Source organism: Saccharibacillus sacchari (assembly GCF_037722395.1).
Classification (GTDB): domain Bacteria; phylum Bacillota; class Bacilli; order Paenibacillales; family Paenibacillaceae; genus Saccharibacillus; species Saccharibacillus sacchari_A.
The window spans coordinates 32,524-48,351 of the sequence record NZ_JBBKAR010000022.1; the positions used below are offsets into that span (position 1 = coordinate 32,524).

The following is a 15,828-nucleotide window of genomic DNA, read 5'->3' on the forward strand; positions in this document are numbered from 1 at the left end:
ATTTCGGATTGTTGTTGAGCCTCTATTCCGACGTCAGACCTTCAAGAATTTACGGATCGAAATGGTACTTCCCCAAGCTCCGATCAGGAACCCGAGTCCAAGAATCAAAATGCTAAACCAGAGCGAAACCTCGCTTAGCGGAATCAGTGTAAACAGCGCCGAAGTCCAACCGGATGCGGCCAGTTCAATTCTAAAGTAACCGTAGAGCAGAATGCCCAGCGTGATCGCAGAGCCCGTCATGCCGATCAGTACCCCTTCAATGAAGAAAGGCCAGCGGATAAAGCGGTTCGTTGCACCCACCAGCTTCATGATCGCAATCTCTCTGCGGCGGGCGATAATCGTAATCTTGATCGTATTGGCAATCAGGAACATGGCCATGACACCCAAAGCCAGTACCAGCACCACGCCCACTACGCGAATGGTCTGCGTCCACTGGAACAGCCGTTCAGCCGTGCCTTTTCCGTAATCGACTTCATAAATGGGACCATTGGGATCAGCGCCGTTCAGCGCCGATATCTTGTCCGCTACGAACGGCACGGTTGTCGCTTCGATCACCTGCACTTTGAACATATCGGGCAGAGGATTCGTACCGGTCTCCTCGTATCCTTTGACCATGGCATCGCCCAGTGTCTCGCGCATCGTTTCAAGACCTTCTTCTTTTGAAACGAAGCTGACCTCCTCGACTTCCGGCATGCTGCGAATTTCTTGCTCAACCGTGTCGCGACCTGCCTGGTCGATCTCCAGATTCAGGTATACGCTGATCTCGATTTGCTTGTCGACCTCGTCCGCCGCGCGATCCAGGTTCAGCACCAGCAGCAAAGCGACTCCGAGCAGCGAGAGCGACACGACAATGGACATGATCGAAGCGATCGACATCCAGCCGTTGCGGAATACGTTTTTCGTGCCTTCGCGAAAGTGCCGCAGAAGGGTGTTAAAATTCATAACCGTATTCTCCCCTCAGCTGGTCGCGAACGACTTGTCCGTCTTCGATCGCGAGCACGCGCTTGCGCATCGTGTTCACGATCTCTTTGTTGTGCGTAGCCATGACGATGGTCGTTCCCCGGAAGTTAATCTCGTCCAGCAACTGCATGATGCCCCAGGACGTCTCCGGATCAAGATTCCCGGTCGGCTCGTCCGCCACGATTACCGATGGATTGTTCACGATCGCCCGCGCGATCGCGACCCGCTGCTGCTCGCCGCCCGACAGATGCTGCGGCTCGCGGTTCGCTTTATTCTTCAACCCGACCAGGTCGAGCACTTCCATGACGCGCTTCTTCATCAGCTTTCTCGGCGCTTCGATAACTTCCATGGCGAAAGCCACGTTCTCGTAAGCGGTGAGTTTCGGCAACAGCCGGTAATCCTGGAAAATGACCCCGATATTGCGGCGAAGCAGCGGAATGTTGCGCTGCTTGAGCTTGCCAAGGTTAAATCCGTTAACGGAAATCTGCCCCTTCGTCGGAACCTCTTCTCTATACATCAGCTTCATAAACGTCGACTTGCCCGCACCCGACGGGCCAACGACGTATACGAACTCGCTACGGTCGATCTGGACCGTAACCCCTTTGAGTGCATGGGTTCCGTTCGGATATGTCTTCCACACATCCTGCATATCGATCACAGTATCACTTCCCGGTTTTTGATTTTGCAGCCAGGTGTTTTTGCGTCCCCCGCACACCTGTCGTTCTCCAGTACCGCCTGCATGTCGCGGTTATCTATATTCACGTCCGGCCTTCGTTGGTCAATCGGCCTAATACCTTGTCAATTCTTAATCAGAGGATTATGTTCGCCTGAAACGTACACGCTTTAGGTACGTTTCAGGTGGGCATAACCTTACCTTTAGCGTTGACAAGGTACCGGACGCCTAAGCTCTTCTCTATGTATTCATTGTAACAAATTTGTTACTCCGTGAGTAGAGACCCGGATTTCTCATCATGCGTAGGGCCAAGGGGGAGGTTTTTCTCATTCCGCCCTCTTGCAAAAAAGCTCCGGGCACGCTAGCAAGCGGCTCCGAAGCTTACGGGGTGCTACCCCGGCCTATACTCTATTCGGTTCATAACCGTTAGAAACATGAATATCCGATACGAATAATACGTCTTCCCAGTATAACCGATGTCCGGCAAGTGCGTCCAGCGGACCTTGCCGCCGAATGCGCGTGAACGATTCCCGCTTGTTTAAGGCGTCGTATCGCTTGCCGGATCGGTCGCTTCGCTTGTCGCCCCGTTGTCCGAAGGCGTTGCGGCATCGCCGCCTGCCGTCGTGTCCGCGGTCACGGCATCCGAAGCGTCACGAGGTAGATAGCTTGCCGTGAACGTCACGGTCGCGTCGAGCAGCGAACTTCCGAACACGTACGGTTTGTTCAACGTGAACTGCTCGATCGAAGTAAAGCGCGGCAAATTTTGCATCGCCGTCATCCAATTTTTGATACTGGCATAATCGCCTTGAATATTCGCCGTCACATAGACCGAATTAACCTGTCCGGTCGTCGTCTCGGTCGTTTGCGCGGTAGCCGAACCGGAGGTCGGATTTTCGCTGGCGAATGTGGCATCGGAAAGGATAACGTTGGTCGCCAGACCCACTTTGTACAAATCCGTCACGATTTGCTCCTGATTCGGAGTGGCCGGAAGCTTTTGCGCGATTTCTTCGTCGCTCAGTTCTCCTACTCCTTCGCCTTTAAGCTCGTCGATTTTGCGCTGAAAAATTTCGTTTTCCTGCTGCAAACGCGCCACTTCGCTTTTTTGGGTCTCGATGTCTTCCGTTTGCGGACGAATCATCAGCATGTACGGAACCAGCAGCAACAAAAACAGCACGGCCACGCCCAGAATGAGCGCCTGACGATTATTATGGATTCGTTCCATCATTGACGCTCTCCTCCTGTGTCGAAAGATCCGAAGACGCCGCGCCCGGCGCGATCGCTTCGCCTACGGACTGTACCGATTGAGCCGCCGCGTCCGTCGATGCCGCCCCCGTTCCTTGCATCGAAACGCTGTAAACGACGGCGTATAATCCCGTTGCTCCTTGAGAACCGTTGCCTGTATCCGTTTCTTCGGCCAGGCTCGCAATCGAAGCGTCCGTCACGAACGACATGCGTTTGAGACGGGCCAAATAAGAAGCCGCGTCGTCGATTTTCGCCACATCCACGGTCAGGTCGATCGTGCTGTTGCGCGAATACGAAATATCGCGGATCACCGCGCGCTGCGTCAGCCCTTTGTCCAACTCTTCGACGATCGCCGTAGCGTCCGTACGGCCGGCTTCCAATTGGGCGATCAGCACGGCCGGCGAACCTCCGCTTCCTTGCAACCCGGCGAGTTCGAGCTGTTTGACGTCGCTGTCAGCCTGAAGGCTTTGCGTTTGCTGCGTCAAGCTGTCGAGTTCGCTTTTTTGCGCGATGTACAACGTGGTCACGCCCGCAGCAGCCAGAACCCAGACTACAATCAGCGAGACAAGCACATAGGGCAGCACTTTCGCTTCACGATCCGTACGCGGCAGAAGGTCGATCAGGCTGTTTTTGTCATCGCGAAGCGCCGCTCCGATCGCTACGCGATACAGATTGACAGAAGAATCTTCGGTTTTGCCCGGAACGGACTCCAACTGCAATTCCTCGATCTCGATCTCCGCCAGCGCTTGCCGCAATTCGCCGACCAACTGACGACGGCTGCTTTCCGGGCCGGTTACGACAAGTTCCGTAATGCGCGCGACTCCGTCATGCAGACTGTATTGATAAAAGTTGAGCATCCGCGAAATTTCAGCCGTGATCTCCAGCATTTGCTCCGACGACAGGCTGTCTTCGCCCAACGACGCTTTTTGCGCCAAGTACGATTCCGATTGGAACAAAGGCGTTTCCTCGGCCAAATCCAGCAGGTTGATCGTGCGCATGAATACCGGATGTCCTTCGCGGAACATATACACGTCAAGCTGCGAATGTTCCAGATGAACAAGCATCGTATCGGCAAACGGCTTGCCTTGCGCGATTTCCGCGATACGTCCGAGCGCGGTCGCGGAAACTTCCACGCTATCCGTTTTTACGCCCGCTTCGTCCAGGATTTCGATATACTCGTTGATCAGTTTACGCGGCGCGGCAAAAACCAGCACCTTCGTCACTTCTTCTTCGAGACCGTCTTCCTGGTACACGGTATCGCGGCCGATCGGAATAAAGTCGTATACCGGTTCTTCGAACGGCAAATGAAGCCCGGTCTCGACTTCGAGCGCGACCAACTGCTGCACCTGCTTCGGCTGGATCGTCGAAATGTTCATTTTGCGGATAATAACCTGCGAAGGCGGAACCGACAGCGCGACGCGACTGCCTTTCAATCCTTCCTGCTCGACCCATTGACGCACCTGCGTACGCAATTTTTCTTCGTTGGCGATCTGGTTTTCGATAATCGTTCCGGGTTCAAGCGGCAAAAAGGCCTGCTTTTCGATCTCCCAGGTTTTGTTGTTTTTGAGTTGGATGAAGCGGACGCCGGTCTGTTCGATCGTCAATCCCGCTTTTTTGCTTCCGAGTCCCAGCATGCCTGGTCGTGCCTCCTAACCGATCAGCGAGAGATATCCACTGATAATTTGTGTGCCGTATAGATAAGCGATACAAGTACCGAGCGCAAGCCACGGACCGAACGGAATCGGCTGTTTGCGCTGGACCACTTTCAAAGCGATAAGTACGATGCCGAAAACCGTGCCGAACGCGCAAGCCAACATGAAGGCAAGTACCGCAGGCCCGATCCCGAGCACCAGTCCGCACAAAGCGAACAGCTTGACGTCCCCCATGCCCATGCCGCCTTTGGTGAGCAGCACGATAAGCAGGATCACCCCGCCCCCGAACACGCCGCCCAGCACATAATGCCACCACGGCGCTTCCATAAAAACGAATCGAAGCACGAGCAAAATGGGTGTAAAAAAGAGCAGCACTTTGTTGGGAATGACCATATATTTCAAATCCGCGACCGTGACGATAATGCACAAGCTGGACAGTACGATGCCGATCGCAGCTCCTCCCGTCAGGCCGAAGCGGAGATACATCCATAAGAAGAGTAGCCCGGTTGCCGCTTCGAACAACGGATAGACCGGTGAAAATTTGACACCGCAATGCTGGCATTTGCCTTTTGAAAAGAGATAGCTGAGTACGGGAACCATATCTTTCGCGCCCAGTCTCGTGTTACAGCTTCCGCAGCGCGACGGCGGGTGCACGACCGATTCGCCTACAGGGACCCGGAGTCCGACGACGTTGAAAAAGGAACCGAAAAGAAGGCCGATCATGGTGATGTAAATGGCGATAAAAATAGTCATAGAATGTGGAGGATCGGAATAGACCGCTTCATACTGAAAGGTCGTTCCAATCGCTGTTACCCTCCAATTTCTTGATTAGATTAGGCTAAAGGGGAAGTTGGATAGTAAAGGCGACCGCTTCGCTTTTCCACAATTCTTTTAGCCTTCTGCTGAGATTACGATCTGAGGTTTGGGAAAAGAAAAAGATAAAATGTGAAGATTAAGGGATAAAGAGAAACCGGAAAAACGTGGGTTTTTCCGGTTTCTCTATTGTAAAATAAAATTATTTCTGGCTTAAGACTTTTTCAGCAGTAAACGTATTAGCCGTACCTGTAGTCGCAGGAGTACTACCACTAGCAGCAGTTCCGCCAGTATTCAGTACCACTTGCGAAAGTGAACCTGTATTGGTGTAGGTTACAGTTCCCGATGTGATAGTAGCTTTTGTGCTAGGTAGTACGAGAGGAGAATCCAAGTATCCTTTATTTTGCATGTCTGAAATGCTTACTGATGCGCCTACAGCAGAAGTACCACTGCCGGTAGTAAATTGTCCGTTTTGTTCACCAGTAATATACAATCTGGAAGCATCATATACCTGTCTTGCTGTAGCCAAGTCGGCATTAGTACGGGAGTTACTGATGATATTACCAATCAACGGAATCGCGATAACCGCGATGATCGCGATGATAACCAGTACCGCCAAAAGCTCGATCAGGGTAAAGCCTTTTTCGTCTTTGCCCATTTTGGACCATACGCGCTGCATGAACGTCGATTTGCGGGATTCTTTCACTTCTACTTCGTTGATTACTTCTGCTGCTTGATTCATGTGGGTTTCACTCCCGTGAGTTATTTTCCGGATTGCTCCGGTACTGCTATCGGCCTCCGAACAGAGACCGGATCGCGGCGTCATACATATTCTGTTGTATTCACAGACCCTTCATATGACGCCGCGTGCTTTTTAAGACAAACTGCTGTAAAGCGAGAACATTGGAAGCATAATCGCGGCCATAATGACCCCGACTACCGCGGCAAGGAACGTAATCAGAATCGGTTCGAGCAACGATTTCAAACGATCAACGGTGTTATCCACGTCCATTTCATAGAAATCGGCGACTTTTCCGAGCATATCGCCCAGCGCGCCCGTTTCTTCACCAATCGCGACCATCTGCGTGACCAGCGGCGGGAATACCCAAGACTTTGCTAAAGGCTCCGACAACGAACGTCCTTGACGAAGCGAATCACCCGCATTGCGGATAACCTGACCGATAACTTTGTTGCCTGCTACGTCTTCGACAATGGTCAAAGACTGGAGAACGGGCACCGCACTTGCATATAATGAAGAAAAAGTACGGGTGAACTGCGCGATTGAACTTTTCTGGTTCAGCTTGCCAAAAACCGGAATTTTCAGCTTGGCGTAGTCGATCCAATAAGCGCCCTTCTCGGTTCTTTGAGCGACGAAAAATCCGACAACCAGAATCAAAAGGCCCAATCCCCAGAAATACCAACCGTGCTGAATGCTGTTACTCAGCGCCAGTACCACTTTCGTAATGGCCGGCAATTCCGCATCGAACGAATCGAACATCGTAATAAACTGCGGCACGATCGCCCAGAGCAGGTACACCGTCGACACGATCGCCAGCACCGCCACCGTCGCCGGATAAGTCAGCGCCGATTTCACTTTCTCGCGCGTCGAATGTTGCTTTTCGAAAAAGACGGCCAGACGGTCCAGCGTGCCTTCCAAATCGCCCGTTTCTTCCCCCGCCCGCACCATGCTCACGAACAACGAAGGGAAGATGCGTTTATGCTCCTGTACGGCTTGCGAAAAGGGAATCCCTTTCAACAGGTTGGAAGCGACCTGGAGCAGTGCGCTTTTGAGCGCTTTGCTTTCGGTCTGTCCCGCCAGGATCGTCGTCGCGTCCACGATGGTGATGCCCGCGCGGATCAACGTGGCGAACTGTCGGCAGTAAATAATGAAATGTATCGATTTAACGGGATTGCCGATATAGATTTCTTTCGACAACGCCGTGTTGTTTTTCTCGACCAACGAGAAGACTTTCAAACCGCGTTTGCGGAGTTCTTCCATCGCGGCGGCTTTGTCGCTCGCGTTCAGCTTGCCTTTGAGCTGCTTGCCGCTGCCGGTTCGCACCTGATATTCGAATTGCGCCATCAGGCGGTCACCTCCGTCATGTATTCTTTGGCCGACGCCGGGTCAACCTGTCCGCGCTGTAACTGCTCGCGGATATTCATTTCCAGCGTGTGCATGCCATGTGCTTTGCCGGTCTGCATCACGCTGCGGATCTGGTGAATCTTTTCCGAGCGGATCAGGTTGGCGACGGCCGGCGTGTTAATCAGCACTTCGGTCACGCAAGTTCGGCCTTGTCCGCCACGATTAGGAAGCAGTCTCTGCGAGATCACGGCGGTCAATACCGACGCGAGCTGCGTACGGACCTGAGGTTGCTGATGCCCCGGAAAAGCGTCGATGATCCGGTCGATCGTTTTCGGCGCGTCCGTCGTATGCAGTGTGGCGAGAACTAAGTGACCCGTCTCCGCCGCGGTAATCGCCGCCGAGATCGTTTCCAGGTCACGCATTTCCCCGACCAGGATCACGTCCGGGTCTTGCCGGAGCGCGGCTCTCAGACCGTCCGCGAAGCTTGCCGTATCCAATCCGACTTCGCGTTGATGCACCAGCGATTTGCGATGCTCGTGCATAAACTCGATGGGGTCTTCCAACGTTACGATATGCTTGCTGACTTTGCTGTTGATATCTTGAATCATGGCCGCCAGCGTCGAAGACTTGCCGCTGCCGGTCGGCCCCGTGACCAAAATCAGTCCCTGCGGCCGATGCGCCAGCGCGGCCAGCGAACCGGGCAAGCCTAACTGCTCCATTGTCGGAATCCGTTCGGGGATCGAACGGGCCGAGATCGCGGCGTAGCCTTTTTGCCTGTACACATTGATCCGGAACCGATCCGCGCCCGGCAGCGAATAAGCGAAATCCAACTCGCCTTCGGTGCGGAACCGGGCGGCTCGTTCTTCGCCGAGCAACTCGTCCGCCATTGCTTCCGCTTCGGCCGGACCGACCGGTTCGCCGCCCAGCGCCATCAGCGAACCGTGAATCCGCACGCTGGGCGGAGCGCCGACCGCGATGTGCAGGTCCGACGCGCCTTTGGCGTGCATTTCGCGCAGCAGCTCTTCGATTGTCCGCGTTTGTTCGTTCATCTTAAGCAGCTCCTCGCCATTGTTCGAGGCCCTTCCGTTAATGGGCGACGGTTTCTTTCATGACTTCCTGCAACGTGGTGATTCCCATTGCGACTTTGCGGAAGCCGTCTTCCAGCAGCGACTTCATGCCTTCGTTTCTCGCGACGCGACGCATGTCTTCGATACTGCCCGATTCGTTGACCAGACGGCGCATGTCGTCCGTCATCGGCAGCACTTCGTGAATAGCGACCCGACCGCGATAGCCGGTACTGCTGCAATTGCCGCATCCTCTGCCCTTGTACAATTTATCGGCGAAGGCTCCATTGTTTTGCATAAGAATTTTTTCCTGTTCCGACGGCGTGTACTCGGTTCTGCATTCTGGGCATATCTTCCTGACCAGACGCTGGGCAACTACGCCAATCAGCGAGGACGCGATCAGATACGGTTCAATGCCCATATCGCGCAGACGCGTCACGCTGCTGACCGCATCGTTCGTATGCAGCGTCGAGAGAACCAAGTGACCCGTAAGCGACGCGCGGATCGCGATCTCGGCCGTCTCCGTATCCCGGATTTCCCCTACCATGACGATATTCGGGTCTTGCCGGAGAATGGAGCGCAGACCGGCCGCGAACGTCAGACCGACTGCCGGATTCACGTGAACCTGATTGATGCCTTCGATCTGGTACTCGACCGGATCTTCGACCGTGATGATATTGGCTTCTTCGGTATTCAAGTGGTTGAGCGCCGAGTACAATGTCGTCGTTTTGCCGCTACCCGTCGGCCCGGTCAGCAGCATAATGCCGTAAGGGCGTTCGATCATTTCCTTAAAAACGGTCGTATTCCGATCATCGAATCCAAGCTTGTCCATCGTCTGTACGCCAGTCGTCAAGTCGAGCAGCCGGAGTACGATTTTCTCCCCGTGCACGGTCGGCAACGACGATACGCGGATATCGATCATGCGGTAATCCACCTGTATCTTGATCCGGCCATCCTGCGGCAAACGCCGTTCGGCGATATTCAATTTAGCCATGATTTTCAAACGCGCCGTGATAAAGCCTTGCATCTGCTTGGGAATCATCCGTTCGGTGCGGAGCGAGCCGTCGATCCGGTAACGGATCGCCAGATTGTTCTCGCCCGGATCGACGTGAATATCCGAAGCTCTAAGCTGGGCGGCCTGCTGGATCATCTGATTGACCAGCTTTACGATCGGCGAGTCCTCGTCAGTGATCTCGGTTTCTTCGATCTCTTCCGCGCTCGGCAACTCGCCCATCATCAGGTTCATCGAATCGCGCATGCCGTAGTGACGGGCAATGGCGCGTTGCAGCTCATCCCGCGTACAGATAGCCGGTTCGATGCGGAAGCCCGTGCTCATACGCAAATCCTCGATCGCGAAGTAGTCGAGCGGATCGGCCATCGCAACCATGAGCTTCCCGCCTTCTTTCATAAAAGGAAGCACCTGATAACGTTTGGCCATGCTTTCCGGAATGATCTGCGTGATCGCCGGATCGATCTGGTATTTGAAAAGGCTGACGTGCGGAATTCCCAATTGGAACTCCAACACTTCGATCAATTGCTGCTCGGTAATCGTACCTTGCGCGATCAGGTGGTCTCCGAGCTTCCGCTTGGTCTCCCGCTGTTCGACGAGCGCCTGCTGCAATTGTTCTTCGGAAATAATGCCGTTCTCGACGAGCAGGTCGCCGAGTCTTTTTTTCACGATTGCCATTCCCGCTTCATCTCCGCCATTTTTTATTGAAATTAAGATTCAAACTTCGCTTCATTTAGCCGACAAAAGAATAAGGTTGAAACATTCATGAGCCGGACGGTCTAGCCAAAGTATGACTTCCGACCGAAACGTCTTTTTATATATCGAATAATCGGGAGGGCTTTTTTATAGGTTTTGCGAAAAAAACAATAAAAATGTGCATGATTATAATTTTACGCAATCTGTTTAATGAAACTGTGTAATTAGTATTGAGAACCTAAGGCTTATGACCTAAAATGATTATATACCATAAGGCTTTATTTTTGACAATGAATTCGGAAAAACCTTTCTTTTTTTGGTTCTTTATTAGATAAATGGAATTCTCTTCAACACTTGCGCAGCGCTCAGTTTTTACGTACAACAACCGACGAATCAAGGAGGAGTCTTAGTGAGAAAGAAATACATCGGCATTTGGAGCATCATTCTGGCACTTGTATTGGTGAGCGTACCGTTCGGTGTCTGGAAAGCGATGGCCGATACCGAACCCGCGTACCAGATTAAGATCCTGGAAGTCGTGGACAACGGAACTTTTGCCCTGCAAACGGCGCTTAAAAACACGACCAACGTCACGGTGGACACGATGCGGATGAAAACGTTCGTAGCGATGCGGGAAGAGCTGAACGGGAAGTACGACGCCATCTACTTCGGAAACGGCACGTATAGCAGCAAGCAGCCGTCCACATTCTCTTCCGGTCCTTCGAATGAGCAACGCAAAGCGCACGATACGACCGACATCATGAACGACATTACCAAGCTCAAATCGAGCGAAGTGGAAAATTACTACATCTTAAAAGGACTACCGGTTATTTTCAATACATCGATCGCCAACCAAAGTCCCAAAAGCAATCTCTACACGCTGTACAACAAATACGCTTCCGCGGCTACGCGTGCCAGCAACACGATATTCGTGAGCGACAGCCAATTGAGCACCGTTGTCGATACTATCAAAAACGCAGACGCGTTGTACAAACAACGCCCGCGCGTCGAAATCACGGCCAAGCCGCAGGATTTCCTGACCACTTCCAAAATCTATACGACCGGCGATACGCTGACGTTCACGTTCAATGCGAACAACGTCAAAGACTTCAGCACGCCGGTCAACGCCAAATTGTATGCCAGCGTCGATAAAGTGCTTGCGCTGTCGGACGAAAACGTGGTTGCCAGCTCGACGCTGTCTTCTCGCGCCGGAACGTTGACTTACAAATTGCCGCAGACCTTTTCCGGGCCGGTCTATTGGAAACTGGAGCTAACCGCCAACGGGCAAAGCGATTATGCCGAAGGTGCGTTCCGCGTGCGAGACAAACAGACCGTGATCCGCGTGCTTCAAGTCATGCCGAGCAACGATGCGAGCAGCCTGCTCAACGCGGCCAACATGACGCAATCCTATCTGAAAACGAGCGACTACGATATTCAGATCACGCCGATCCTGTTCAGCGCGTTCAACACGGCAAGCAACGTCAATTCGTACGCGAACCTGAACGGCAAGTACGACATGATCATTTTCGGTTTCGTCGACAACTACAATTCCCAGACGTCCGGCAGCCTTACGGACGCTGCTGCGGCGGGCGTGAATGCTTTTATCAAAACCGGGCAAGCCGTCATGTTCACGCATGACACGATGATCGGCGATAAAACGAACCCGTGGATCAAAAACTTCCAGACCACGACCGGGCAAACGGGCTTGTACACCAATATGGGCTATGGCGCGCCAAATCCTTCGACCCGTACCAAAGTCGTGAATACCGGCATGCTGACGCAATTCCCGTTCGATCTGTCTGTCAAACCGGGAAATACGAACGGGTACGTGGGCCAGATCGCGTTGACGCACGACCAATACTATATGCTCGATCTCGAAGACCCTACGATCGTTCCTTGGTACAACATCATCAGCGAGACCACTGACAATACATCTTATAAACGGGACAGCGACGACAGTTACGATCATTACTACACCTATTCCAAAGGCAACGTGACGTACTCCGGTACCGGTCACACCAATACCAAATTCCCGGAATGGGAGCAAAAACTTTTCGTCAATACGATGTTCCGCGCGTTTATCGGCTCTAACCACGCGCCGAGCGTGACCGTGATTTCTCCGACTTCCACCGAAACGACAAAACCTTCTTACTTGAAGGATCTCGTATTCAGCTACCAGGTGGACGATCTCGATCTCAACGATCTGAACGTCTATTCGTCGGTTAAATTCAAAGTCAACGGAGAATATGTAAGCAGCATGGCAATCGCGGAGAAGAACGTACCGAAAGGCACGGTCATCACCGAAAAATTCACCAACCCTCTTCTGCTCAAAGAAGGCACGATTCAGATCGAAATCACGGCGCGCGACAAACAGGGGGCGACGGCAGTGAAAACGATCGATCTGACGATGCAAAAAGTATCGGCCAACTTGCTGACGGAGCGTACGCTGGATACCATTCCGGCCAACTACGAATTCCTGACGGGCAGCACCGTAGGCATGACGTACAAAGTCACGCCGCAATCGATCCCGGCCGCGGATATTCGCTCGGGCGAAAACGGCCTGAAAACGTTGGAAATCTCGAATGTGGTCTATACGGAAAAACTACCGGCCGGCCTGGAAATTTCCGGAGTGCTTCCGACCGGCATGACCAAAACGGGCACGCTCAGCGCAGGCTACACGCTCAGCAAAACATTCGATAAAATCACGTACACGCTCAGCGGTTCGTCTTACGTGCCGAACACGGGCAGCGCCTTCTCGTTCCATCTGGACACGGTGCCGACGTCGAAAGGTACGTACAACCTGAATCAGGCGCGTCTGGCCTATGAGGACGTGCATGCCACGGCCGACAGTTCGACCGCTGGTTCAAGCGCGATCACGCTGATGAACGGCTACAGCCTGATTACGCTCGGATCGGACGCCACGACGATTACCGGCGGTTCGATCAACGGACGCGCGCTGTTCAACGGTCCCGTATCGCTGAGCAACTTCAGTATCGGCGGCGGCTTGTCCGCTTACGACGCGTCTTTCCCTACGGTGTCGACGAACGGCGATCTCACGATCAGCGGCGGTTCGATCAACAAAGGGCCGATCTTGTCGGGCGACGCATTCACGTCGAGCAACTTCGGCATCTCGGATACGACCATCATGGCCACAGGCAATATCAAGCTGAACGGCAACAACGGCTTGAGCAACTCTTCCGTCTGGGCCGGCGGAAACCTGACGATGGACAATTATTACGTCAATAGCGGCCTGAACTTCTATACCGTAGGCAATTTCGCGTTGACGGGTAACAGCGGAATGAACGGCGGCAGCGTCACATACGGCGGCACGTCCAGTTATACCAGCCAGTACGTGAAATCGGCGACGCCGGCCAGCATCAAGTCTCAATACGATACGCAAAAAAGCACGACCAATGCCAAAGGCGTCTCCGACTTCGCGGCTGCCAAGCAGCAACTGGTGAGCCTGTCCAACTCTTACGCGGCTTTGACCGCAAACGGCGCGCGGGATACCGCCGATACTAGCGGCATCGTATTCAAAGGAACCGACGCCAAAATGAACGTGTTCAAAGTGGACGGCACGCAACTGTCCAATCTGACGAATCTCAAGATCCAGGCTCCTGCCGGATCGACGGCTGTGCTGAACGTGGTCGGCGGAAACGTCACGTTCTCCGGCGGGTTCGATCTGACAGGCGTAACGGCCGACAAAGTGATCGTCAACTATATCGGCACGGGTTCGGTCACGCTCACTTCGATAGGATTGAAAGGAACGCTGCTCGCGCCGCAAGCCACCGTGAACTTTAACGGCGGCGATATCTACGGCACGATCGTGGCGGGCATGTACAAAACGACGGGCTGGACTTCGATCGGCAACGGCGCGTTCGGCGGTTCTTCCCCGAGCAGCGCAACGGTCACGCCAGGCGAAACACGCACCATTCAATTCCCGGACGTATACTTCAACGCGATTGTCAAAACCAAAAGCATCGCTCTGGCCGATCAAGCGCTGTGGGTCGGCGATTCCACGGTAATCGTGCCGAACGTCCTGATGACGGACGGCACGACCGACCTGACCCCGCTGCTCACCTGGACCAGCAGCGATCCTTCGGTCGCGAGCATCGCTTATCCGCTGGGAACGACCAACGGAAAATCGGCCAGCGTCAGCGTGAGCGGCTTAAAAGCCGGCACGGCCGTCATTACCGCCGTCGCTTCGGACGGCAGCGGGGTCAAAGGCACCGCGACCGTCACTGTCGAAGCTCCGGCACTGTCGATCGACGGCAGCTCGTCCGTCAATGTCGGACAAACGATCAAAGACATCAAAGCGGTGGTCAACGCGTCCAACCTGCGGATCGACAACGTGGTCTGGACGATCGTCAGCACAAGCACGGACAACGTGAAGCTGAACCCGCAAACCGATCCGACCTCTTTGTTCGTGACCGGCTCCAAAAGCGGAACCGTGACGGTCAAAGCGACCGCCACGATCACCAATACGCGAACCAACACGGTTCGCACGTTGACCGCGACCAAAGACATCAAAATCGTCGACAGCTTGAGCAGTGTCGTCGTGAACGGTCCGGATACCGTCAAAAAAGGCGGTAGCATCAATCTAAGTACCGTCATTTTACCGGAAGCGGCCAATATCGGCAGTATCTCTTGGACGGTCACCGACGGGCAAGGTAACGCCGTCGTTACGCCGGGCAGCCCGGCTCCGGCGAAAACGGCTACCCTACAAGGTGTCGCGCCTGGACCGGTCACGGTCAGCGTAACGGTCAGAACGGCCGGCGACAATCCGATCGAGCGCACCGTCACCAAAACGATCTGGGTACTCGACTTCAATATGACGGGACCGGACACGCTGTACGTCGGCGATTCGATCAACTTCACTTCTTCGTTACTGCCAGCCAATTATTCCGGCACCAAAGGCGCGGTAAATTGGACCGTATCTAACGTGAGCGGCACGGGAACGGGCACAGCGAATTACGCGACGCTCGGAACGCCGAGCGTTAACGGCAATACGGGCAGCGTGTCCTTGACCGGTTCAACTCCGGGACAAGTCAAAGTGACCGCAACGATCACGACCCCGGCCGGCGACTTCACGGTCGATCGGATCGTCACGATCAAGCCTGTCGTTACGGCGCTTCTGCTGCCGCCGACGGTCAAAGTTCAAAACGGCGTACCATTCGACTTGATCGCGGGCGCGCCGCTGAGAGTCAATCCGATCTCGATTCCGGTATCGGATATCCAAAGCCAACTGGTCTGGACCAGCGCCGATCCTAGCGGCGTCAGCGTCAATCCGAACGGTGTCGTTACCGGATTGAAAGAAGGCAGCGAAGTCGTCGTTACCGTCACGTATCAACGGACGCCGACTTCTCCGGCGATCACGGCCACGACGAAAATCATCGTCGCCAAAGCGGCCGATCCGAATGCTCCGACCGACGGCGACCGGTATTGATTCGAAAGAAAACAAAAATATCTGCTTCAAAAAGCCACTGCCCTTTTCCGGGACAGTGGCTTTTTTTGAGTCGTGCACGCAGCGGAGCATTCGTTCATGCCTCTGACCGATCGACGAAGACTTCAATATCCATGTGGAGAGAAACGAGCATCTAGCGGAAGAAACCCGCTGACGATCGCGTTGGGCTTCAAGC

General features: G+C 53.9%; 10 protein-coding genes. 1 reads left to right on the forward strand and 9 read right to left on the reverse strand.

Translation table 11 applies throughout. The features are described from left to right. Positions 1-33 precede the first annotated feature (33 nt). From ftsX to gspE, 9 genes are all read right to left on the reverse strand, one after another. Complete coding sequence (gene ftsX, locus WKI47_RS06755; RefSeq protein ID WP_340226414.1) at positions 34-942, reverse strand: permease-like cell division protein FtsX; 909 nt, start codon at positions 940-942, stop codon at positions 34-36. Next, a complete protein-coding gene (gene ftsE / locus WKI47_RS06760) occupies positions 932-1,618 on the reverse strand; it encodes a cell division ATP-binding protein FtsE (RefSeq protein ID WP_340226415.1) in 687 nt (228 codons plus the stop codon). The genes ftsX and ftsE overlap by 11 nt, the downstream gene beginning before the upstream one ends. A 553-nt stretch (positions 1,619-2,171) precedes the next feature. Then, positions 2,172-2,858: a type II secretion system protein GspM gene (gene gspM / locus WKI47_RS06765; protein ID WP_340226416.1), complete on the reverse strand. Its 687-nt coding sequence runs from the start codon at positions 2,856-2,858 to the stop codon at positions 2,172-2,174. Further along, positions 2,839-4,509 carry a pilus assembly protein PilM gene (gene pilM, locus WKI47_RS06770; RefSeq protein WP_340226417.1) on the reverse strand — a complete coding sequence of 557 codons (1,671 nt, stop codon included), beginning with the start codon at positions 4,507-4,509 and terminating at the stop codon, positions 2,839-2,841. Before pilM ends, gspM begins: the two co-directional genes overlap by 20 nt. Before the next feature lie 15 nt (positions 4,510-4,524). After that, complete coding sequence (locus tag WKI47_RS06775; RefSeq protein WP_340226418.1) at positions 4,525-5,280, reverse strand: prepilin peptidase; 756 nt, start codon at positions 5,278-5,280, stop codon at positions 4,525-4,527. Between the two features lie 262 nt (positions 5,281-5,542). Further along, on the reverse strand, positions 5,543-6,082 hold the full coding sequence (locus WKI47_RS06780) for a prepilin-type N-terminal cleavage/methylation domain-containing protein (RefSeq protein ID WP_340226419.1): 540 nt from the start codon (positions 6,080-6,082) through the stop codon (positions 5,543-5,545). 132 nt (positions 6,083-6,214) lie between these two features. Further along, complete coding sequence (locus WKI47_RS06785) at positions 6,215-7,423, reverse strand: type II secretion system F family protein (protein ID WP_340226420.1); 1,209 nt, start codon at positions 7,421-7,423, stop codon at positions 6,215-6,217. Further along, on the reverse strand, positions 7,423-8,472 hold the full coding sequence (locus WKI47_RS06790; protein ID WP_340226421.1) for a type IV pilus twitching motility protein PilT: 1,050 nt from the start codon (positions 8,470-8,472) through the stop codon (positions 7,423-7,425). Before WKI47_RS06790 ends, WKI47_RS06785 begins: the two co-directional genes overlap by 1 nt. Positions 8,473-8,509: 37 nt before the next feature. Next, the gene (gene gspE / locus WKI47_RS06795) at positions 8,510-10,174 is read right to left on the reverse strand and encodes a type II secretion system ATPase GspE (RefSeq protein WP_340226422.1); all 1,665 of its coding nucleotides are present in this window, start codon (positions 10,172-10,174) and stop codon (positions 8,510-8,512) included. Positions 10,175-10,601: 427 nt separating this feature from the next. On the opposite strand from gspE, the gene WKI47_RS06800 reads away from it, so the two are divergent. Then, positions 10,602-15,635: a DUF5057 domain-containing protein gene (locus tag WKI47_RS06800; RefSeq protein ID WP_340226423.1), complete on the forward strand. Its 5,034-nt coding sequence runs from the start codon at positions 10,602-10,604 to the stop codon at positions 15,633-15,635. The last annotated feature ends 193 nt before the right edge of the window (positions 15,636-15,828 follow it).